This window comes from Planktothrix pseudagardhii, from assembly GCF_904830925.1.
Taxonomy (GTDB): Bacteria; Cyanobacteriota; Cyanobacteriia; order Cyanobacteriales; family Microcoleaceae; genus Planktothrix; species Planktothrix tepida.
Genome location: NZ_LR882967.1, coordinates 5,591,322 through 5,612,690 on the forward strand (window position 1 = coordinate 5,591,322; position 21,369 = coordinate 5,612,690).

General features: G+C 39.5%; 17 protein-coding genes and 1 pseudogene. 11 read left to right on the forward strand and 7 right to left on the reverse strand.

Going from position 1 to position 21,369, the window contains the following annotated elements:
• The first annotated feature begins 44 nt into the window (after nucleotides 1-44).
• The 3 genes from ndhL (at nucleotide 45) to trpA (ending at nucleotide 1,445) form a co-directional block, all read left to right on the forward strand.
• Complete coding sequence (gene ndhL / locus NMK36_RS24210) at nucleotides 45-263, forward strand: NAD(P)H-quinone oxidoreductase subunit L (protein ID WP_156093109.1); 219 nt, start codon at nucleotides 45-47, stop codon at nucleotides 261-263.
• Nucleotides 263-568 carry a DUF3007 family protein gene (locus NMK36_RS24215; protein ID WP_072718106.1) on the forward strand — a complete coding sequence of 102 codons (306 nt, stop codon included), beginning with the start codon at nucleotides 263-265 and terminating at the stop codon, nucleotides 566-568. Before ndhL ends, NMK36_RS24215 begins: the two co-directional genes overlap by 1 nt.
• A 73-nt stretch (nucleotides 569-641) precedes the next feature.
• On the forward strand, nucleotides 642-1,445 hold the full coding sequence (trpA, locus tag NMK36_RS24220) for a tryptophan synthase subunit alpha (RefSeq protein ID WP_254174823.1): 804 nt from the start codon (nucleotides 642-644) through the stop codon (nucleotides 1,443-1,445).
• 641 nt (nucleotides 1,446-2,086) lie between these two features.
• On the opposite strand, the gene NMK36_RS24225 is transcribed toward trpA, so the two are convergent.
• Nucleotides 2,087-3,385, reverse strand: a complete 1,299-nt coding sequence (locus NMK36_RS24225) for a glutamyl-tRNA reductase (protein ID WP_254174824.1) — start codon at nucleotides 3,383-3,385, stop codon at nucleotides 2,087-2,089.
• 179 nt (nucleotides 3,386-3,564) lie between these two features.
• The gene (gene glpX, locus NMK36_RS24230; protein WP_072718103.1) at nucleotides 3,565-4,602 is read right to left on the reverse strand and encodes a class II fructose-bisphosphatase; all 1,038 of its coding nucleotides are present in this window, start codon (nucleotides 4,600-4,602) and stop codon (nucleotides 3,565-3,567) included.
• 232 nt (nucleotides 4,603-4,834) lie between these two features.
• Between glpX and NMK36_RS24235 the strand changes: the two genes are divergently transcribed.
• Nucleotides 4,835-5,200, forward strand: a complete 366-nt coding sequence (locus tag NMK36_RS24235) for a thioredoxin family protein (protein ID WP_072718102.1) — start codon at nucleotides 4,835-4,837, stop codon at nucleotides 5,198-5,200.
• Between the two features lie 149 nt (nucleotides 5,201-5,349).
• Here the strand turns inward: NMK36_RS24235 and NMK36_RS29045 are convergent, their stop codons facing one another.
• The gene (locus NMK36_RS29045; RefSeq protein ID WP_222425220.1) at nucleotides 5,350-5,562 is read right to left on the reverse strand and encodes a 4a-hydroxytetrahydrobiopterin dehydratase; all 213 of its coding nucleotides are present in this window, start codon (nucleotides 5,560-5,562) and stop codon (nucleotides 5,350-5,352) included.
• A 70-nt stretch (nucleotides 5,563-5,632) separates the two neighbouring features.
• On the opposite strand from NMK36_RS29045, the gene NMK36_RS24240 reads away from it, so the two are divergent.
• The 4 genes from NMK36_RS24240 to NMK36_RS24255 all read left to right on the forward strand — a co-directional run bounded on the left by NMK36_RS24240 (nucleotide 5,633) and on the right by NMK36_RS24255 (nucleotide 10,197).
• Entirely contained in the window at nucleotides 5,633-6,829 is a 1,197-nt protein-coding gene (locus NMK36_RS24240) for an LL-diaminopimelate aminotransferase (RefSeq protein WP_072718101.1), read from the forward strand.
• A 379-nt stretch (nucleotides 6,830-7,208) separates the two neighbouring features.
• Nucleotides 7,209-8,245, forward strand: a protein-coding gene (locus NMK36_RS24245) for an IS630 family transposase (RefSeq protein ID WP_139294985.1) whose coding sequence is annotated in 2 segments (ribosomal slippage) — nucleotides 7,209-7,341 and nucleotides 7,341-8,245 — 1,038 coding nt in all. Because the reading frame shifts where the segments join, the coding sequence is not laid out codon by codon here.
• 46 nt (nucleotides 8,246-8,291) lie between these two features.
• Nucleotides 8,292-9,104: a creatininase family protein gene (locus NMK36_RS24250; RefSeq protein WP_072718100.1), complete on the forward strand. Its 813-nt coding sequence runs from the start codon at nucleotides 8,292-8,294 to the stop codon at nucleotides 9,102-9,104.
• A 346-nt stretch (nucleotides 9,105-9,450) separates the two neighbouring features.
• Nucleotides 9,451-10,197: a DUF561 domain-containing protein gene (locus tag NMK36_RS24255; RefSeq protein WP_254174825.1), complete on the forward strand. Its 747-nt coding sequence runs from the start codon at nucleotides 9,451-9,453 to the stop codon at nucleotides 10,195-10,197.
• Nucleotides 10,198-10,307: 110 nt separating this feature from the next.
• On the opposite strand, the gene NMK36_RS24260 is transcribed toward NMK36_RS24255, so the two are convergent.
• Nucleotides 10,308-10,940, reverse strand: coding sequence for a calcium-binding protein (locus NMK36_RS24260; protein WP_254174826.1), 633 nt, complete (start codon nucleotides 10,938-10,940; stop codon nucleotides 10,308-10,310).
• Nucleotides 10,941-11,137: 197 nt separating this feature from the next.
• On the opposite strand from NMK36_RS24260, the gene NMK36_RS24265 reads away from it, so the two are divergent.
• Complete coding sequence (locus NMK36_RS24265) at nucleotides 11,138-11,794, forward strand: DUF2301 domain-containing membrane protein (RefSeq protein ID WP_072718097.1); 657 nt, start codon at nucleotides 11,138-11,140, stop codon at nucleotides 11,792-11,794.
• A 144-nt stretch (nucleotides 11,795-11,938) separates the two neighbouring features.
• Here NMK36_RS24265 and NMK36_RS24270 read toward each other — a convergent pair whose 3' ends face one another.
• The 3 genes from NMK36_RS24270 to NMK36_RS24280 form a co-directional block, all read right to left on the reverse strand.
• Nucleotides 11,939-13,015: a hybrid sensor histidine kinase/response regulator gene (locus NMK36_RS24270; protein ID WP_254174827.1), complete on the reverse strand. Its 1,077-nt coding sequence runs from the start codon at nucleotides 13,013-13,015 to the stop codon at nucleotides 11,939-11,941.
• Between the two features lie 15 nt (nucleotides 13,016-13,030).
• Nucleotides 13,031-17,266 (reverse strand): PAS domain-containing protein, encoded by a 4,236-nt coding sequence (locus NMK36_RS24275; RefSeq protein WP_254174828.1) that lies wholly within the window; start codon nucleotides 17,264-17,266, stop codon nucleotides 13,031-13,033.
• Between the two features lie 261 nt (nucleotides 17,267-17,527).
• Nucleotides 17,528-18,856, reverse strand: coding sequence for a cytosine deaminase (locus tag NMK36_RS24280; protein WP_072718094.1), 1,329 nt, complete (start codon nucleotides 18,854-18,856; stop codon nucleotides 17,528-17,530).
• Between the two features lie 588 nt (nucleotides 18,857-19,444).
• Between NMK36_RS24280 and NMK36_RS24285 the strand changes: the two are divergent.
• Together NMK36_RS24285 and NMK36_RS29050 are read left to right on the forward strand one after the other, a co-directional pair.
• Nucleotides 19,445-20,974, forward strand: a pseudogene (locus NMK36_RS24285) (ferredoxin--nitrite reductase); the annotation flags it as partial.
• A gap of 108 nt (nucleotides 20,975-21,082) precedes the next feature.
• Nucleotides 21,083-21,304, forward strand: a complete 222-nt coding sequence (locus NMK36_RS29050) for a 2Fe-2S iron-sulfur cluster-binding protein (RefSeq protein WP_367997222.1) — start codon at nucleotides 21,083-21,085, stop codon at nucleotides 21,302-21,304.
• Nucleotides 21,305-21,369 lie beyond the last annotated feature (65 nt).

Consider the following 21,369-nt stretch of genomic DNA (forward strand, 5'->3'; position numbering starts at 1 on the left):
CAATTGTCTAACGTTAGCTGCTGTTTATTGTTAAACCTGCAATTATGCTACTGATTACCCTATTACTCTATGCTGCTCTAGCTGGTGCTTATTTATTAGTGCTTCCGGCTGCTTTATATGCCTATATGAATGCTCGTTGGTATGTAGCCAGTTCCTTTGAACGAGCCTTTATGTACTTTTTAGTCTTCTTCTTTTTCCCTGGATTAATTCTTCTGGCTCCTTTTATCAATTTACGTCCTCAACCCCGAAAAATTGCCAGCTAATGCGACGAATTGATGTCATTGTCATTACAATTCTTGTCTTTTTGAGCGGTGGATTGATTTACCTCATCTTCCAAGGGATAGGTTTTGATAGCGCCGATGCTGGAATCTGGAGTCAAGCGGTTTTAGTGGGGGGTTTAGTGATTTGGTTACTAACTTATTTATTTCGAGTTGGTACTCATAAAATGACTTATAACCAACAACTTAAAAACTATGAAGATGCGGTATTACAAAAACGACTGGAAGAAATGACTCCAGAAGAACTGGCTCAACTTCAAGCTGAAGTTGAAGAAGAGAAAAGGAGTTAAGTCTTTTATTTTTCTCTTCTTCAATGGATCTGAAGTTATTGGATAATTAATTAGTTTATTTGAGTTTATTTGAATGATTTCTGTTTCTCAATGCTTTGAATCTTTACGAGTTTCGGACAAAAAAAACTGTGCTTTAATTCCGTTTATTACCGCCGGTGATCCGAACTTAGAAACAACGGCGAAAGCTTTACAAGTTCTGGATCAAAATGGAGCGGATTTAATTGAATTGGGGGTTCCTTATTCTGATCCATTGGCAGATGGGCCTGTTATTCAAGCGGCTGCAACTCGCGCCTTACAAAAAGGAACTCGTTTAGATCAAGTATTAGAAATGGTGGCAACTGTTAGCCCAACGCTGAAAGCCCCAATTATTTTATTTACCTATTATAATCCCATTTTGCACCGAGGGATTAAACCCTTTTTAGAACAGATTTATCAAGCGGGAGCTAGGGGTTTAGTCGTACCGGATTTACCCTTAGAAGAAGCCGAAACTTTACTAGAACCTGCCCGTCAAATAGGGATAGAAGTCACGTTACTGGTGGCACCGACTAGCCCTAAAGAACGAATTGAATTAATCGCCCGTCAATCTCAAGGGTTTATTTATTTAGTCAGTGTGACCGGGGTAACGGGGATGCGTTCGCAAGTCCAAACCCGTGTTGAAGATATTCTCAAGGAAATGCGAAATCTCACGGATAAACCCATTGGAGTTGGGTTTGGCATTTCTCAACCCGAACAAGCCACCCAAATGCGAGATTGGGGTGCGGATGCGGTGATTGTTGGAAGTGCTTTTGTGAAACGATTAGCTGAGGGAACACCGGAACAGGCACTAGCAGATATTGGTCGATTTTGTCAAGATCTAAAAACCGCAATCCAAAATTAAAATACAGGACTTGCTTTGCAAGTCCCTATTCAGGGGAATAAATGTAGCAATTGTAATGTTTTTTGAAGAGCAATGTAGCCTGTTCGACAATTTTTGTGTATAATTTTGAGCAGATGTGTTCTTACTAAATACACTCTGATCTACTTGATTTTTTAATGACTAGGCGAACTTTGACGGGTTTCATTGAAAAAAAGCAAGAACGCTGGAAGTATTGTGCTCCCATAAACACATCACTTCCAGCTCCTTGAAACCCTCGTAATGTGCCTTTCTGTTTTTTATTATTGCAAGCTTGCTTAGGGATTTCAAGAGGTCTTTTGCAATCACCCACTTTTTAGGTTAGGGGTGTCTGTAAATCCCTTGGCTGGCTGTTTTTAGTTATTTTTTGCTCTAGGGAAAAAGCAAACTCAATAGTTTTAATGTCCTCGGCTAAACCTGATCGCCCTTTCTAAAGGGGATTCTGGCTTGATTCACAACGATATTCTGTCAAACTGGGGTAAAACCTTGGTTCTTAATGGGCTGTAATCCTTGGAGATTGTTATTAGTTCCCCTATCTCCCTAGACAAATAGGGTTAACGACGATCAAAAACAGTTTTTGATCGCCGCGTTATTGGTAGAAACAATCCAGGAAAAACAGAGCCAACCTAACTATATTGCTGGCTGGAATTTTTTTCAGGCTCTAAATTAAATAAGGTCTGTAAGGTTTGCATCGCCCGACGTCGAGCTTCAATATCCTGTTGGGCGCGAAGTTGTACCATCGGGTCGTGGAGAATTTTATTCACAATTCCTCGCGTTAAGGCTTCTATGACTTCTTGATGCTTATCAGCAAATTCTGAACCTAAACGAGATAAGGCTTTTTCTAACTCCTGTTCTCGAATACCTTCAATTTTATCGCGTAAACAGTTAATCACGGGTACTGTTTCTAAACTGCGCCACCAAACATCAAAGGCTTGTACTTCCTCTTCCAATAAAACTTCCGCTTCCTGAGCCATTTGACGGCGACTTTCGTGGTTTTGCGCGACAACCGCTTTTAAATCATCCACATTATAAGCTTGAACATGGGCTAACTCATTCACATCAGTAGCGACATTCCGAGGGACAGAAATATCGACTAACATTAAGGATTGAGAGGCGGTTAAAATCGTTTCTAACTTAGAGCGATCTACAATTGGTTCTGTCGCTGAAGTGCTAGTAAACACAATATCAGAATTAGCCATTACAGACATCATTTCCGACATCGTATCAATTTTTAAATTCGCATCAGGAAATTGATGAGCTAATTCTTTAGCACGCCCTAAAGTTCGATTTAAAATGGTAATTTGGTTCCCACCTTTTGATAATAAGTGCTGAACCAATAAACGCGACATTTTACCCGCACCTAAAATCGTAATGCGATAATTACTTAAGTTCTGGACTTTCATCTGAACTAATTCCACCGCCGCAGAACTAATAGAAACTGCACCCGTACCAATGCTTGTTTCCGTTCTCACCCGTTTTCCAGCCGTCACCGCTTGGGTAAATAAACGGTTCAGAATGCGACTAATCCCTTTATATTGCTGACTTAATTTATGAGTTTGTTTAACTTGAGATAAAATTTGACCTTCCCCTAAAACTAAACTATCTAAACCCGCCGCCACTCGCATTAAGTGCATAATGGCATCATCATGAAGCAAAGTAAATAAATGGGGGCGTAATTGATGTAAAGATAACTTACTTTTTTCTGATAAAAATTGAGTAACTTCCCGAATTCCCGGTTGAGTTTCTGTGGCGACTAAATAAATTTCTAAACGGTTACAGGTGCTGAGAATCGCAACTTCTTCAATATGAGGATAACTTAATAAATGAGCGATCGCAGCTTCTAACTGAGGTTCAGGAATACTCAATTTTTCGCGTACTTCAACAGGCGCGGTCTTATGACTTAAACCGACAACAGCAATATTCATACAACAGTTGATATAAATAGGGTTTTAAAAAAAGATCAAACAGTAATTCAGTTATCAGTTATCAGTTATCAGTTATCAGTTAAGAGTAGATATCTTTCAGTTAATAGTTAATAGTTAATAGCTGTTAACTGTTGGATAAAAACCAAAAACTGATGACTGATTACTATTTACTGAAAAGTTTAGCGCAACTGAATATTCTTAGGTGACTCAAACATATGGATAGTATCCACAAAACGAGCCGTTTTCGACTGAGAAGAAATGACTAAACTTTGAGTACGAGCACCACCTTTAAAGAAGCGCACTCCTTCCATTAAAGTACCCGGTGTAATTCCACAGGCTGCGAATAACACCGTTTGGCCAGAAGCTAATTCCTCTGCATTATAGACTTTATCCGGTTCAGTAATTCCCATTTCTTTGAGGCGAGCAATATTGCCTTCTTTGCTTTCCCCAATTAATCCGGTTTTCACCACTTCAGGGTCATAAATTAACTGACCTTGGAAGTGACCGCCTAAAGCCCGCATTGCCGCCGCAGAAATCACTCCTTCTGGTGCCGCCCCAATACCCATGAGAGCATGAATATTCGTTCCTGAAAAGGCACAGGAAATTGCAGCCGAAACATCACCATCACTAATCAAACGTACACGGGCGCCAGCAGTCCGAATTTCATTGATCAGATCTTTGTGACGGGGACGATCCATCACCACCACCACTAAATCCTCAACGGAGCGGTTCATGCAGTCCGAGAGAATTTTTAAGTTTTCAGTGGCAGATTTGTTAATATCGACATGACCTTGAGCCACCGCAGGAGCCGCTAACTTCTTCATATAGAAGTCAGGCGCCGCAAATAAACCGCCTTTTTCAGAAATGGCTAATACAGCCATCGATCCATTTTGACCGTAGGCGACTAAGTTTGTCCCTTCGCAGGGGTCAACGGCGATATCAATTTCAAGCAGTTCATCCGGGTTACAATATTTAGCGGCATCGTCTTGGGTACAGATGCCGACTTGTTCACCAATATAAAGCATGGGGGCTTCATCCCGTTCTCCTTCCCCAATGACGATTCGTCCTTTCATGTGAATTTGGTTCATGCGTTGACGCATGGCTTCCACCGCCACATGGTCGGCTTCATTTTTGTCTCCCTTACCCATCAAACGAGCAGAAGCAATCGCAGCTTGCTCGACGACTTCAATAATCTCTAATCCAATAACATTATCCACAGAATTTTCTCCTCTCAACAGTTTGAGATTGCCGGATTGATTACATACTCCCAGTGTTTTAGTCTATCAGAGGGGGGGATTTCCTTTACATTTCAGGGAATATCGTTTTTGTTAATTTTTGCTGCATTCAACCTAAATTGAGTGACAAGGGGATCGTCTGACCGACTTAAGAGTGCTAAGACAGTTTAATCTGGAATAGAGATTTGTAGGTCAGTCAATTACGCAACTACCCATGAGTAATAACGTTCTTGTGATTCAAGATTCGGAATTTGACTCCGAAGTGCTGCAAGCTGAACAACCCGTTTTAGTTTATTTTTGGGCGGGTTGGTGTGGCCCTTGTCGGCTTGTCTCTCCGTCCATAGAAGCGATCGCCGCAACCTATGGTGATCAGGTGAAAGTAGTTAAGGTGGAAATAGACCCCAATCCCGATACCGTCAAACTGTGTAAGGTTGAAGGAGTTCCGGCTTTGAGATTATTTAACGGTCAAGACATTGTTCAATCTCATGAGGGCGCCATTAGCAAACCTAAGTTAATCGAATGGCTTGACACTGGCTTATCCTCCATTGACATTCCCACCCCTAAAGGCTCCAGCCTTTAAGTCGCTGTCAATTTCTGACAGGCTTAATTGACACTCCCCCGTCAAGGGTTCGGCTGAGTTTCGTTATTGCTCAACTACCGCTCACACCGAAGTCTGGCGCGCTCGACGGGGGATTCTTGTTTCACAGAAGAATGCTGGTTGTCTCTTTCTTAAGTGACAGATTTAATTTTACCCCTAATCATTATTGCTTCATTAAAAGAATGAAACTCAAATTTTTTGTACAATTTGCCTTCTTTGACTACCCAACCCGGTAGGCTCTTTAAGGCTTGATCTATTTCTGTTGCAGCGTTACTTCGGGATTGTCCATCCCTAGTTTGTATTGGTTTAGAAAAGGGATAGAATATTTTGCAACTAAATTTGATAAATTAGCAATAGAGATTAATCTTAATACTGTCAGAGACAACAATATTGTTTGATTTCCTTCAATGAATTATGAAATTTGCTAATCGTTTAGACCTGTTACGCTCTAATGTTTTTGCTGATATGGATCGAGCCAAAGCCAAGGCTGTATTAGCAGGACAGGATTTAATTGATTTATCCTTGGGTTCTTCAGATTTACCCGTTGCTGATCATATTATTACGCCGATCCAGGACTCTGTGTCTGATCCCGCTACTCATGGTTATCTATTATTTCGCAATACTCAAGGGTTTCGAGAAATCGTTGCTCAGTGGTACAGCAACCGTTATGGTATTGCTGTTGACCCTGAAACGGAGGTTTTACAACTCATTGGTTCCCAGGAAGGAACGGCCCATTTACCCTTAGCGATTCTCAACCCTGGTGATTTTGCCTTATTACAAGATCCCGGTTATCCCTCTCATATTGGTGGGGTTTATTTAGCGGGGGGCCAAATGTATCCGATGCCCTTACGCGAGGAAAATGGCTTTTTACCGGTTTTTGAGGAGATTCCAGAAACAGTCTTAGCCCAAGCTCGCATGATGGTGTTGAGTTATCCCCATAACCCGACATCTGCAACGGCTTCTTTATCGTTTTTCCGTCAGGCTGTGGCCTTTTGCCAAAACCATGATTTAGTTTTAGTTCATGATTTTCCCTATATGGATTTTGTGTTTCCAGAAGGAGAAGATCAGACGGTTGCAGAATTAGCTCCCTCAATTTTACAAGCTGATCCAGACAAAAGCGTTTCGATTGAGTTCTTTACCTTTTCTAAATCCTACAATATGGGCGGGTTCCGCATTGGCTTTGCCATTGGGAATGCAGAGTTAATTTTGGCTTTACGCCAGATTAAGGCAACTGTTGATTTTAACCAATATATCGGGATTTTGAATGGGGCGATCGCCGCTTTAACGGGGCCACAGGATCATATTATTCAGAATATGGGAATTTTCCGTCAACGACGGGATGCCTTTATTCAAGCGATGCAGGATATCGGTTGGAATGTCGCCAAACCAAAAGCCACGATGTATATTTGGGCTAAACTACCCGAACCTTGGTCACAGGATTCTATTGGGTTCTGTCGCCAACTGGTAGAACAAACGGGAGTAGCGGCTTCTCCGGGGGTTGGGTTTGGCAAATCCGGTGAAGGATATGTGCGGTTTGCCTTAGTCCATCCTCCAGAAGTATTAGTCACGGCGGTCAATCGCATTGCCCAGTTTTTACAATCATCTCCCTAAACCCTAAACCCTTGATTTTTTAGGGTTTTCACTCTTTTTTTGTTCATCCCCTGTTCTAGCAATTGCCTGGAAACAGGGTTTTTTCAATGGAAATTCCGTGAACTACCTACACCGGCCGCCCCCCCCAGGGCTGTTTCAAAGTCGGGGGAAAAAGAGTAAAGAAATAGCGATCGCAGCCTGATAAAATGAAGAGCGATCGCCATTTTTTCTAAAATAAAGATGCTAACAAGTTTAATAGAAAATTTAAAAGAAGTCAAGGATTTTAGAAAAAGTCAGGGAAAAAGGTATGGGTTATGGGAAGTGTTATTAGTATAGCACTTCCAAATGAGTTATAATAAATGTAAGGTTAGCAATAATCCTCCAAAGCTGGCAACGGAAAATGAATCTAATCAACGAAATAGACAATTTTATCAATCAGACAAAAGATCCTAGAGAAATTAAAAGAGCGATCGCTGTCAAACTCAAATTACAAGGGAAAGCCTACCGGGAAATTCAAGACTTATTACAAGTTATAAAGGATTTATTAGCCAGTGGAAAAATCGGGTTCTTGTGGAAGGAGTAGAGAGTTTAAAACTCCAATATAAAGGAAGAAAAGGCTATCTAAGTCCCGAAGATAAACAGAAAGTTATTGAAGAATTAAGGGAAAGAGATTGGTTAAGATTGTCTGATTTACAAGTTTTGTTAGAAAGGGAGTATGGAGTCGTGTTTCAATCCCATCAAAGTTATTATAGCTTGCTGGAAGAGGCTGGCATCAGTTGGAAAAAAAGCCAAAAGAAGAATCCGGCTAAGAATGAGCAGTTAGTCCAAGAGAAAAAGGAAGAAATTGAAAAAAAGTTAGCGAGTTGGAAAGAAGAAATAGAGGCGGGAAAGCTGACGGTGTTTATGATTGATGAATGTCATCTTCTCTGGGGAGATATTTTAGGGTATGTGTGGGGAAGAACAGATAGAAGAATAGAAATTCCGATCAAAAATCAAAAAGAAAGGCAAACTTATTATGGAGCTTTAGATTACCAAACGAAAGAATTTATTATCAAAGGTTATGCGGCGGGAAATACAGAAAATACCGTAGACTTTATCCAGTATTTACAGCAGCAAAATCCGGGGAAAAGGTTAGCTATAGTCTGGGATAATGCCACTTATCATTGTTCTCAAAAGTTTAGAGATTATTTAACTGAAGTTAATCAAAATTTATCGGAAGAAGAATGGCGGATTACTTGTCTAAATTTTGCCCCCAATGCACCTGAACAAAATCCTGTAGAAGATATTTGGTTACAAACCAAAAATTTCGTGAGAAAATTTTATCATTTATGCCCATCTTTTAAAGTAATTAAGTGGCTATTCGAGTTTTTCGCTCAGGGTCAAATTTTTGATTTCCCCAAAATTTTTATGTATGGGATTTTGCCACAACCTATTTAGGATTGCTATAGTTAAATCATTATCTTGAATTAACGGAATTGAACCCATGCTCCACAATTTTATTCCCCCTGAACGGTTTTTTCCTTATTTAACTTGGGCAGAAATTGAATCAATGGCTGATAAAAATAATGTGGTTATTTTACAACCGATTGGAGCCATTGAACAACATGGCCCCCATTTACCGTTAATTGTTGATGCTGCGATCGCAACGGCGGTAACAGGTCAAGCTTTAGCCCAACTTAATGATAACATTCCGGCTTATGCTTTGCCAACAATTTATTATGGAAAATCTAACGAGCATTGGCATTTCCCCGGAACAATAACGTTAAGTTCCCAAACCTTAATGGCGGTATTAATGGAATTAGGCGAAAGTATTTATCGGGCGGGATTTAGAAAATTAGCTTTTATTAATGCTCATGGCGGACAACCGCAAATATTAGAGATGGTGGCGCGGGATTTACATCAAAAATATGAAGATTTTTCCGTATTTCCTTTATTTGTTTGGCGGGTTGCTAATATTGCTGGGGAACTCTTAACTCCGAAAGAATTAGAGTTAGGAATTCATGCCGGAGATGCTGAAACCAGTTTAATGTTATCTTTATTACCAGAACAAGTTAAAATGGAGAAAGCGGTGTGTGAATATCCCCAAGGTTTACCCGAAAATAGTTTATTAAGTATGGAGGGAAAATTACCCTTTGCTTGGGTAACACAAGATTTAACGAAAACTGGTGTTTTAGGGGATGCAACGGTGGCGACTAAGGAAAAAGGCGATCGCATTTTAGCTTCTTTAGTTAATAGTTGGGTACAAGTTATTGAGGATTTATATAAATTCAAACAACCCCAAAAATTTAGGGATTAATTAAATATTAATGCAGTGCGAGCGTCCCCGCTCGCTAGTTTCTCTAACAATAACAATAGATTTGATTTCTATAACAATAGATTTGATTTCTATAACAATAGATTTGATTTCTATAACAATAGGTTTTATTTTTATAATAGATTTGATTTTTATAACCAGCGAGCGAGGACGCTCGCACTACTTTAATTTATATAATTGCACACCAAACTCAAATAAAAATGCTATAATTTTAGATAACAAATAATTTTTAGGGTTATTATCACCGGAATGTCATAAGTTATGGCACAATGTTTTTTACCTCAGATAGTCAGAGTCCTGAAGGGCTCACTACGTCAATAATAGAATTATGATGAATTCATCCTTACAACGAGCATTCAACCAAGGTAACGCCCTGAAAGTAATTAGCGGTTTAACCAATTTTAACGTCGGACGGGTCGCCTCTGTGGTGAAAGCAGCAACTCAAGGCGGTGCAACCTTTGTGGATATCGCAGCCGATCCTAGCTTAGTTCAAATCGTCCGTCAATTAACGTCTCTCCCCATCTGTGTTTCTGCGGTTGAACCTGAGAAATTTGTAACTTGCATCGAAGCGGGTGCAGACTTAATTGAAATTGGCAACTTCGATGCGTTCTATGCTCAAGGACGACGTTTTGAAGCCGCAGAAGTGCTGCAACTGACCCACGAAACCCGTGCGTTATTACCCCATATTACCTTGTCTGTTACTGTTCCCCATATCCTCGAACTTGACCAACAAGTTGAACTGGCTCTCGAACTCGTCAAAGCGGGTGCAGATATCATCCAAACCGAAGGCGGAACCAGTTCTTCCCCGGTTCATGGTGGCACATTAGGACTCATTGAAAAAGCCGCTCCCACCTTAGCCGCCGCCTCAGAAATTTCTCGCGCCGTCTCCGTTCCCGTATTATGCGCTTCGGGTATTTCTAATGTCACAGCACCGATGGCCATTGCTGCGGGTGCTGCGGGTGTTGGCGTGGGTTCAGCCATTAACCGTCTCGATAACGAAGTCGCAATGGTGGCGGTGGTTCGTAGCTTAGTCGAAGCCTTAGCAACGGTTCAAGCTAACCGAGTTTACGCTTAAAAAGGCAATAGGGAATTACGAATTACGAATTACGAATTACGAATAGGGAATGGGTAATGGGTAAGAACGCTTCTATTCCCTGTTCCCTGTTCCCTGTTCCCTGTTCCCTGTTATAAATAATTCACAAACCACGTTAAATAATCTTCTATTAAACTAAAGTTTGGAGAATCTTCATCGGATACTTTTAATTCAGCTAAAGGAATTGTAAATTTTCGATTATCGCTGACTCGTTTAACATCAACCAGAATCCCTTCCATTTCATCAGTTTTGTCTTGAAATTGCCCTAACAAAAAAATATCCGTGTAAGAAGGATTTGTTTTTTTCAATTTTTCATATTCACTAGAACTCCCTGAACCATAAAGATATTCTTCTTCCCAAATAAATTCCTCTGTTCCTGTTAAATAACAAGGTAATTTAATCTGAGCTTTTAAATATTTCAGATATCGATTTAAAGTTTTGGAAGTTACTTCTAGGTCATCAGTACATAGAATCTTTTCCATTTTTTCCTCAAATTCTTCAACATTAAAATCATCATCTTCAAACAAACTGGAAACATTCAAAAATCCCATTGACTCCATTTGTTCAATGAGATTGGTCATGGAATTGAGTAACTCTTCTTTAAAATGCTCTCTTTGCTTATTAACTAAACCCGATACAATCGTTTCATCGATTTGAAGGGGTTTCAAATCCTCTCCTGGTGGTTGTAATTTCTTTTTGTTTTTGTTTTGATACAGTTTAGACATTCCGTTACACCAAGCACAGTAGTTCTTTATCTCAACCCTAGAGTATTTTTAAGTGATCTTTTTTAAGGTTTTTAGTTGTAGAGATGCTTTAAGCCACATCTCGACCCATTTCGACCTCAAGATTTTTCTATGGGGAAGGGAGTAAAATTTAGTATATCGTGGTACAGGTCTTTTTTGAATTATCAAGGGGAACAATTATGGTACAAACACAACAACCTTCTCTACCCGTTATTTATCAAGGACAATTTGGTGAGTACACAATTGATGATAGCGATCGCTGGAGTGTGATCCTTTACCGGACTGGCTTAATCATAGCAGCCCTATGCTTTACCATAGCAACCGGATTAATTTTGTTCCAAGAAAATAATCCTTTGGTTATACAAGCATTAACCCCCATCTACTTCTGTTTTTGGTTTGGGTTAGGGTTGAGTTTAGTCATGATTCATATTTATTTAATCCCTTTACACCAATTATTACAACTTTTTTGGTTAATTGGAGGAATTGCTTCTGCGGTATTTGCTTGGGTGGATGACGAACCTTTAGCGTTAACTATTTATCACCATCCCTATACTTTATTTGGGGTAGGGTTTACCTTTGTTGCGTTAACGGGGATTTATTTTAAAGAAGCCTTCTGTTTTAATCGCATGGAAACCAAACTATTAACGCCGCTAGTTCCTTTATTATTACTGGGATTTATTGCGGGAATTTGGTCGGTTTCTGCTCAAAAAATTTTCTTAGCATTTTGGGCGATTCAATTTATCATTTTTGCGGGTCGAAAAATCTTCCAAGATATTCCAGGAGATATTGGGGATAAAAGCGTTTTTGACTATTTAAAAAATAGACAGTCAGCCTAATACATAAATTAGGTTTTAGGTAGGGATCAAAGTCCCCCTTAACAAGGCAGATTTAGGGGGATCTGATCAAAGCTTTAATCATCTGAATAATCTGGTAATTCCTCCTATAATATTGATGATAAATTCCCGACATCTGACACCTGATTACCCAGGAATATGAATTGTAAAAATAGATCCTTTTGGGTGATGATCTTCCAAGGAAATACTACCGCCATGGGCTTCTATTGCGATTTTGCAAAACGCTAAACCCAAACCAATTTGACTCACACCTTCTTGAATTGTACCAATCTCATATTTTTGGAAAAGTGTTTGTCGGGTTTTTTCACCAACACCTGGCCCTGAATCAATCACTTTCACTGTTGCGCCCCTATTTTCTAAATATTTTGCTTGTAATAAGATCTGGCTTTGACTGGGAGAAAACTTAACTGCATTAGAAAGTAAATTATCAATGACTCGGCGAAGGATAACAGCATCAACTGAAATGTTGCCCCTCAGAGGAGGTAAATCTGAAACAATTGTAATTTTTTTATGCATGGAAATTAACTCAAAATCTTGGATCGCTAATCTACAAATTTCACCTAAATCAATTGTTTTAAAATTGAGCATCATCTTCCCTGATTCTAACTTAGCCATCATCAATAAACTATCAATCATGACTTGTAATTGAGTGGAATTTGCCTCAATTTGTTGAATTTTTTTCTGCTGTCTTTCCGGTAATAAACTGGGCTTTTTCAGTATCGCGGTTGAAAACAGAATACCCGCCAAAGGATTTCTGAGATCATGTACTATCATGTTTACCATGTCTTCTCGCAATTGCATCAACATTGCTATGCGATCATACTGTTGTTTAATGCGTAACATTGAACGAATTCTGGCTCTTAGTTCAATTCCATTGACGGGTTTACTAATAAAATCATCAGCACCCGCCTGTAAACATTGGGATAAATCTTCTTTACTCGAAAGGGCTGTCACCATAATCACCGGAATATGTGACCATTGGGGATTCGCTTTAAATAATTTACAGAATTCTATGCCATTCATTTCTGGCATCATCACATCTAACAAAATGACATCAGGTTGAGAAGTTTCGAGAAGATTAAAAGCTTGTTTTGCCTTAGAAACGTAACCTAATTCATAACCTTCTTTTGCTAGTAAAGTATCAAAAATATCGAAATTATCGGGGTCATCATCAATAATTAAAATAATCGGCATTTTTTCCATTACTGGGGGTTTCCTTTAATTCAATAAATCTTCAATCTTCTCAACCAGTTGTTTTAATTTGACTGGCTTAGAAAGATAATCATTTGCTCCTGCATTTAAACATTTTTCTTGATCTCCTGTCATCGCTAAAGCAGTTAAGGCAATAATGGGAGTAGAAGTTAACCGTTGTTCAGCCCGAATCTGACGAATAGCCTCTAGTCCATCTACTTTTGGCAGTTGAATATCCATCAAAATTAAATCAGGAGATAAAGACTTGGCTAGTGTAACACCTTCTTCCCCATTTTTGGCGATTTCAATTTTGTAACCTTTACTACTTAAATAACTTGAGATTGTGGCAATATTTAACTCATTATCCTCAACTAATAAAAGAGTTGTGGAACTAGATGGGCGTTGGGAAATAGTCAAGATTGGGCTGTGTTTTGATGGCTGAAATTCTTTATACTGGATAGAATTAGGGGGAGATATCGTAGTTTCAACAGTTGGTGCTTTACTAACAACATAAGGTAAGCAAACCATAAAACAACTTCCTTTTCCTAACTCACTGGTAACTCCCACCGTTCCTTGATGAAGTTCGACTAAACGACGCACCAATGCTAATCCTAAGCCTGTGCCACTATACTGACGATTCAGACTGCTATCAATTTGGATAAACGGTTGGAATAATTTACTGGCATTTTCAGGGGTTAGGCCAATACCTGTATCGATGACCGAGAATTGTAATAAATTCTGCGGGGTTGAGGATATCACTTTTACCTCTAATTTGACACTGCCGCCATCAGGAGTAAATTTAACGGCATTATTGAGGAGATTAATCAAAACTTGGCGAATCCGAAGCTCGTCTACTACAATATTTGCTAACCCTTCTGGGATCTTGGTCGTGAGTTGAATATTTTTCTTAAGGGCTTGTTGTCGAACAAAAGTTACGCTATTTGTGCACAGGTAATTGATCGATACTTGAGCTAACTGTAATTCTAATTTACCAGATTCTACTTTTGCGAGATCCAAAACATCGTTAATCAGAGCTAACAGATGATTACCACTGCGATCAATACTATTGATGGCTTGTTTCTGTTGTTTACTGAGGTTCCCAAAAACTCCATCCTGTAAGCCTTCACTCATTCCTAAAATCGCATTCAGGGGGGTGCGTAATTCGTGGCTCATATTCGCCAAAAATTCATCTTTAAGCCGGGTCGCTCGATCTAGTTCCGCATTTGTTAGGGTCAATCGTTCGTTTACCTGTCGCAGTTGTTTTTCCGCTTCTTTAGCGCTGGTAATATCAAAGTTCAGACCGACCATTCGTTGCGGTTCTCCACGTTCGTTGTTTTGGATTAACGCATAGGATTTGAGATATCGGATTGAACCATCAGGATGAATCACTCGAAATTCAGTATTGATTGTTTGTTTATGATGCCATTGTTGATTCATGGCTTCTATCAGTTCTCGATCATCAGGATGCAAGCTGTTGAGCCAAGTTTGAGCGGATTTACGACGATCAGACTTTTCTACCCCATAAAGTTCATACATTCGGTCATCCCAGATCAGTAGGTCTTGCAAAATATCCCATTCCCAAATCCCAAACCCTCCTGATTCGATGGCTAATGATAATCGGTCGGAGAGAATTCGCAGTTTTTCTTCCGCTTCCTTGGCTGGAGTAATATCAAAGTTAACCCCGACCATTCGTTGCGGTTCTCCACTGTTATTCCGTTGAACTAAAGCATAAGCTTTGATATATCGGATGGAACCATCAGAATGAATCACTCGAAATTCTGTGTCGTATTCCTGCTCACCGCGTAACGCTTGTTGAATCGCAGTTTCAGTTCTTTCTCGATCCTGGGGATGCAATGCGTTTGCCCAGGTTTGATAGGTGGTTTCTGGGACATCTGGCTTCTCTAACCCATAAAGTTCATACACTCGCTCATCCCAGATGATTCGCTCTTGCAAAATATCCCACTCCCAAATCCCAAATCCTCCAGATTTAATCGCCAAGGACAAGCGATCTGAAAGATTTTGCAATTTTTCTTCAGATTGTTTACGTTCAGTAATATCTTGAGCCGTACCCACAATTTGCTTGAGCGTTCCATCTTTGTTGTATAAGAAAGCTGCATCGCGACTGAGTAACCAGTGCCATTCCCCGTTGACATCTCGCAGCCGATATTCACAGTTTCGCTTTTCAACATTCTGGAGAGTATGTAAGTTGTTCAGATGAATTAATACAGTGTTTAAATCATCGGGATGGACAAGATGGATAAATAATTGACTGTCCATCCCTTGGATCTGCTCAGGGGAATATCCCAAAATATCAAGTACCTCATGATTGCAGTAAATATTGCGATGTTCCTCAAGATCGTAAATATAAATAACATTGGGTGTATTGTCAGTAATACTTTGAATAAAACGTTGACTTTCTTGTAATTCGGCGGTTCGTTGTTCAACTCTAGTTTCGAGTTCTTGGTTGAGTTTTTGCAGTTGTTGTTCTATTTTTTTTCGTTCACGGAGTGCCTCTTGCTGTTTACTAATATCGTTTGAGCAACCAATTAAATGAATAATATTTCCCTCTTGATCCCGAATCACGGAAAGACGCAAGCTAATATAAACTTTTTCTCCTGATTTTGTGCGGTTACAAAACTCAACTTCGTGGTTTCCTTTCGCCAATAAAGGCTGGAAGATTGACGATTGAAGTTGAGGAAAATCTTCAGGATAATAGAGTATGCTAATATTTTGACCAATGGCTTCAGCAGCAGTATAACCATAGAGTTTTTCCGCTCCCCGATTCCAACTGTAAATTTTCCCAGAAAGGTCAGTAGAAATGACTGCATCGTGGATTCTTTCGAGAATCTCAGCTTGAAATTTTAACGTTTGTTCGTGATATTTGATCTTACTAATATCGCGGGCAATACAGAGAAATGAATAAACTTCCCCGGCTTCATTAAATTCGGGGACAATCCGAACTTGAAACCAAACCGAGCTATTGAAATCAGGAAAGGGATGTTCAATAGTTTCTTGAGTTTTTGTCTGAATAATTTGATTGAGAGTAGTATTCCATAAATTAATAATCTCTGAACAAACTCCTAAATCCTCCGGGGTCTTGCCAATTAAGTTAGACGCGGGTTGTTGGACTAACTTCTCGATCGCGGGATTAAAGTAGAGATAACGCATTTCGAGATCAATGCGATAAATAATATCTGTGGCGTTTTCGACTAAAGCGCGAAATTCTGCCGCTACGCGCTGGCGTTCGAGTAATTCAGCATCGATGTGTTTGTAAAGTTCTGTCTCTACCCGTTCATACATTTCTGCTTGTTGAATGGCGATCGCCAGTTGTAACCCTAACTGCTGTAACAAATTGATTTCGTCATCTTGCCATTGACGGGGGCGATCACATTGATGGGCGATTAATAACCCCCATAAATTATACTCAGTTTCTGGTTTTGAGATTGAACAACTGGTTTCTGAAGTATTGTAGTTACTTAATAAGAGTGGCACAACCAAATTAGCCCGAACATCAAAGCTTTTTAACATCTCGCGATGGCATTCAGCGATGTCAGCGATGTCAATATCTGAGGCTACAAAAACTCTACCTTGGCGATAGGGTTGCAGATAGTTTTCCTTAAAACAGACATCTTCGAATTGGAGGTTGAAACAGACCCTATTCGGGGGTAATACGGATTCTGCTACCATCACCCCACTGAAATCAGGCAAAAATTTGTAGATTAAAACCCGATCAGTCTGGAGACACTCCCGCACTTCCTCCACAGTCCTTTGTAATACTTGTTCTAATCGCAGAGATTCGCGAATTCGCAGGGAAATACTGTTAACTAAATTCTGCTGTTCTTGTTGACGGGCGATTTGCCGTTTTAAGCTTAACTGTTGTAATAAAAACAGAGTTTTCTGGCGAATCTCAGAACTGCTCAATTTCCCTTTAACCCAATAATCGTATGCACCATATTTGATAGCCTCGGTGGCGATGGTTTCGTTTCCCTCTCCTGTTAACAGGATCACCGGGACAACGCTGTTTCTATAGCGTTTTTGACATTCCTGCAAAAATACCAATCCATTATCATCAGGTAATAGATAATCCAACAGGATCAGATCCGGTAGAGTCCGATCACAAATCTCTAATGCTTCACTCACTAATTCTGCTTCTAAAATTTGATAGTAGCAGATCGTCTCTTTGTATAAATAACGACAAAAAATTTCTCTATCTTCTGCACTATCATCTACAGTTAAAATGGTGTAGGTGGGTTTGTTATTCATACAGGGTGCAAGTCATAATCTGGTTTGCTTGATTAAAGTATAGTTTAAATCTGTAGTAAAGTAAAAAAAGATTCTTTATGAAATTTTTAGTTTTTAAAATTTATAATAAATATTTTTGATTGTTATAAATATAACAATCAATTATTAATATAGACAAAAATAAATCATTAAAATCTTGTCTTTTTAAAACCGCTTTTTTTTGAGAAGAATTTCCCTAGGTTGATCTAATCAAAACTTAGAAGCCTATAATCTCAACTTTAATTAAGGGTGATGGAAAATCAGATCATCTAATTCTGAATAATCGGGTAATTTATCCTCTAATATTTTACCTTTTCTTACCACAATGCGATCGCTTTGTTGACGGGATAAGATTTCACTCAAATAACGACCTTTAAAAATAATAAAATCTGCTGGAAGTCCGACACCAATTCGTCCTACATCTGATAACCCCATTAAATCGGCTGGAGTTGTTGTAACACTACATAACCAATCTTCAAAAGGTCGATCTAAATGGCAAATTCTCACCGCCATTTTAAACACTTCTAAGCTATCATGATCGCCAAATCCATAAAACGGATCTCGACAATTATCACTCGCAAAAGCAACGGGAACCCCGGTTTGTTTCAATTCATGAACTAAGGTTGTCCCTCGCCAGTGGGGGGTTTTTGGAGATTCAGAGGAATGATATTGACGATCTTGTAAATAGAGATTACACATTGGTAAACTCACAACCCCAATTCCGGCTGATTTAACTAAATTTAAGGTATGTTGAACAACATCATCGGGTTGTACGGCTAAACTACAACAATGTCCGCAAACAATTTGACCTTCAAAATTATATTTTAACGCTGCTTCAGCAATTTTATATAAACAAATTGATTCTGCTTCTCCCGTTTCATCAACATGGAAATCTAAGTTTAATTTCCGTTCTTTAGCTATTTCAAAAACTCGGTTAATTTGCTGATCTAAATCAGCGTTCATATAGGCAACTCCCCCTAAAATTCCGCCTAATTCTGCAATTTTATCAATAAGTTGTTCACCCTCTGGCGTTAAATAATAATCCAAAGAAGCTAAAGCCACCGCTTGTAAGATTAAACGATTTTCCCATTCTGTTCTTAGGGTTTTAAACACATCCCAACTTAAGTCTATTAACCGTCCTGAAGAATCTAAATGAGTCCTAATCGCTTTTGTTCCATGTACATAACTACACTTTAATCCAAATTCCATGCGTCGATAAATATCTTCCGCCGTCCAGGTTTCTTCATCTTTAAACGTGGCCGTTAACGCATCGTTAAAGGTTCCTTTTGTATTCGGCGAACGTTCCCAAATATGACCTTTATCTAAATGGGTATGAACATCTACAAAACAAGGCCAAATCTGTTGTCTCTGTAAATCTACGGTTGTAATATTATCTGATTCACTTTGACCCGCAATCACAATTTGCTCAAAGAGTCCCGATGCAATTTGAACATCCACGACTGCCATACCTTCTTGATTGACTGAATTTGCGATGGACTCATCTTTATCTTTGAGTACACAAACGGGAACACGAACATTTTTTAAGCAATAACAAGAGGTATTAGGAATCATAAGTGGCGGATAGAAAGAGGGTTTCTATACTTTTTAACATGATTTCAGCAACAACTGGAAAGAAAACCCGTTTCTGAGTCTAAGTAGAGCAATAGAAACCGGGTTTCTCTGCTTTTTAACATGATTTCAGCAACAACTGGAAAGAAAACCCGTTTCTGAGTCTAAGCAGGGGACTAGAAACCGGGTTTCTCTGCTTTTTTAGCTTCTTCCGTAAGAAGCCCGGTTTTTGAGTCTAAGCAGGGTTTCCCTACGCCAAAGCTAAAAACTCTCTAAAGATTGAGGATTATGCAAAAAATGTATGGTAGCAATGCTAAATTTTCATAAACTTTTAAGTTTTGTAACATTAGCTACGATTGTATCGAATTTTCAGCACTAACTTATTCATATTCCTTAACCGTTTGGTTGAAGAACAGAGATGAAAGCTCTCACTTTAGGATGATTTTCACCCTAAAATTCAGCAATTTTTGACATTTGAGTCTCGCATGATACGGTTTGCCTTGAATAGACCTGTTAGGATTTGGCCAAATTTGATCCATTTTTCATTTTGGCCTAACGAGTTCGAGACCGAGCAATACTGAGGAATAGGCTATGACCAGCACACTCCCACAAAAGGTGGCTACCAACAAATTTGAGAAACTCAAAGCAGAAAAAGACGGTTTAGCCGTCAAAGACGAAATCGAAACCTTAACCCGACTGGGTTGGGAAGCAATGGACGAAACAGACCGAGACTACCGCCTGAAATGGTTAGGGGTTTTCTTTCGTCCGGTGACTCCGGGTAAATTCATGCTGCGAATGCGTTTACCGAATGGGGTCATCACCAGTGAGCAGATGCGGGTTTTGGGGGAAATCGTGCAACGCTACGGTGATGACGGTAATGCTGATATTACCACAAGACAGAACCTTCAGTTAAGAGGAATTCGGCTTGAGGATATTCCTGACATTTTCCGGCGCTTTGAAACCGTTGGACTCACGAGCATTCAGTCAGGAATGGATAACGTGCGAAACATCACAGGTTCACCCGTTGCGGGGTTAGATGCAGATGAACTGTATGATACCCGCGAGTTGGTGCAACAAGTTCAAGACTTAATTACCAATCACGGAAAAGGCAATATTGAATTTACTAATTTACCGCGAAAATTCAATATTGCGATCGCCGGATGTCGGGATAATTCCGTTCATGCTGAAATCAATGATATTGCCTTTGTTCCCGCATTTAAACAGGATATTTTTGGGTTCAATGTCTTAGTGGGAGGCTTCTTTTCTGCCACCCGTTGTGCGGCTGCTATTCCCTTAAATGTCTGGGTACAACCTGATCAAGTGCTGGGTTTGTGTCGAGGTATTTTAGAAGTATATCGAGACAATGGGTTAAGAGGAAGTCGTCAAAAAGCTCGGCTGATGTGGTTAATTGATGAATGGGGGATTGACAAGTTCCGTTCAGAAGTGGAAAAACAAATCGGTTATTCCTTAGAACCCGAAGCCGAAAAAGACGAAATTCTCTGGGAAAAACGGGATCATATTGGGGTTTACAAACAAAAGCAACCGGGATTAAACTATGTGGGATTAAACGTTCCTGTTGGGCGGTTGTATGCCAACGATATGTTAGAATTAGCCCGGATTTCTGAAGTTTATGGTGCTGGTGAAATTCGTTTAACCGTTGAGCAAAATGTCATTATTCCCCATATTTCCGATAGCCGTTTAGAAGCCTTTCTCACTGAACCTATTTTAGAGAAATTCTCCATTAGTCCATCAAGTTTAAGCCGAGGGTTAGTGTCCTGTACAGGCGCACAATTCTGTAACTTTGCTTTAGTTGAAACTAAAAATAGAGCTACGGCATTAGTGAAGGAATTAGAAGCAGAATTAACTGTTGAAAAACCTGTGCGAATTCATTGGACAGGCTGCCCTAATTCCTGCGGACAACCCCAAGTCGCTGATATTGGATTAATGGGAACAAAAGCCCGCAAAGATGGTAAAGTTGTTGAAGGCGTTAACCTCTATATGGGCGGAAAAGTTGGGAAAGATGCTCAATTGGGTGAATGTGTTCAAAAATCCATTCCTTGTGACGATTTAAAACCCATTTTGCGACAAATTCTTGTAGAGCAATTTGGTGCTAAACTCAAAGATGGAGTAGATTTAACGAGTTCAGACTCTGAGATTAATTCCCAAAACAATACCCCAGAAATACCCGTTAAAACAGCCACAATTGTTTTTGCTAAATCGGGTAAAACCATTACCTGTACAGAAAATGAACTCATTCTCGACGTAGCAGAACGGGAAGGAATTCCAATTCCCAGTAGCTGCCGTTCAGGAAATTGTGGAACCTGCCAACAAAAATTAATTGAAGGGCAGATCCAATATAATAATAATTCTGATGCAGCAAAAGACCTAGAACCAGGTATGATTTTAACCTGTAGTGCCCAGGCGATAAATACAGTCGTTATTGATGCTTAACGACTCAAAAATTGAACAAGAAAACCCCATCAATTATTTACCAACACGGAATAAAGACATAGGAC

Bases quoted from the DNA above. Each gene is read 5' to 3' on its own strand.
- NMK36_RS24270 (WP_254174827.1), bottom strand. From the start codon at position 13,015: ATGGAAAAAATGCCGATTATTTTAATTATTGATGATGACCCCGATAAT.
- trpA (WP_254174823.1), top strand. From the start codon at position 642: ATGATTTCTGTTTCTCAATGCTTTGAATCTTTACGAGTTTCGGACAAA.
- NMK36_RS24260 (WP_254174826.1), bottom strand. From the start codon at position 10,940: ATGTCTAAACTGTATCAAAACAAAAACAAAAAGAAATTACAACCACCA.
- NMK36_RS24215 (WP_072718106.1), top strand. From the start codon at position 263: ATGCGACGAATTGATGTCATTGTCATTACAATTCTTGTCTTTTTGAGC.
- NMK36_RS24235 (WP_072718102.1), top strand. From the start codon at position 4,835: ATGAGTAATAACGTTCTTGTGATTCAAGATTCGGAATTTGACTCCGAA.
- NMK36_RS24250 (WP_072718100.1), top strand. From the start codon at position 8,292: ATGCTCCACAATTTTATTCCCCCTGAACGGTTTTTTCCTTATTTAACT.
- NMK36_RS24280 (WP_072718094.1), bottom strand. From the start codon at position 18,856: ATGATTCCTAATACCTCTTGTTATTGCTTAAAAAATGTTCGTGTTCCC.
- ndhL (WP_156093109.1), top strand. From the start codon at position 45: ATGCTACTGATTACCCTATTACTCTATGCTGCTCTAGCTGGTGCTTAT.
- NMK36_RS24240 (WP_072718101.1), top strand. From the start codon at position 5,633: ATGAAATTTGCTAATCGTTTAGACCTGTTACGCTCTAATGTTTTTGCT.
- NMK36_RS24255 (WP_254174825.1), top strand. From the start codon at position 9,451: ATGATGAATTCATCCTTACAACGAGCATTCAACCAAGGTAACGCCCTG.
- NMK36_RS24265 (WP_072718097.1), top strand. From the start codon at position 11,138: ATGGTACAAACACAACAACCTTCTCTACCCGTTATTTATCAAGGACAA.
- NMK36_RS24275 (WP_254174828.1), bottom strand. From the start codon at position 17,266: ATGAATAACAAACCCACCTACACCATTTTAACTGTAGATGATAGTGCA.
- NMK36_RS24225 (WP_254174824.1), bottom strand. From the start codon at position 3,385: ATGAATATTGCTGTTGTCGGTTTAAGTCATAAGACCGCGCCTGTTGAA.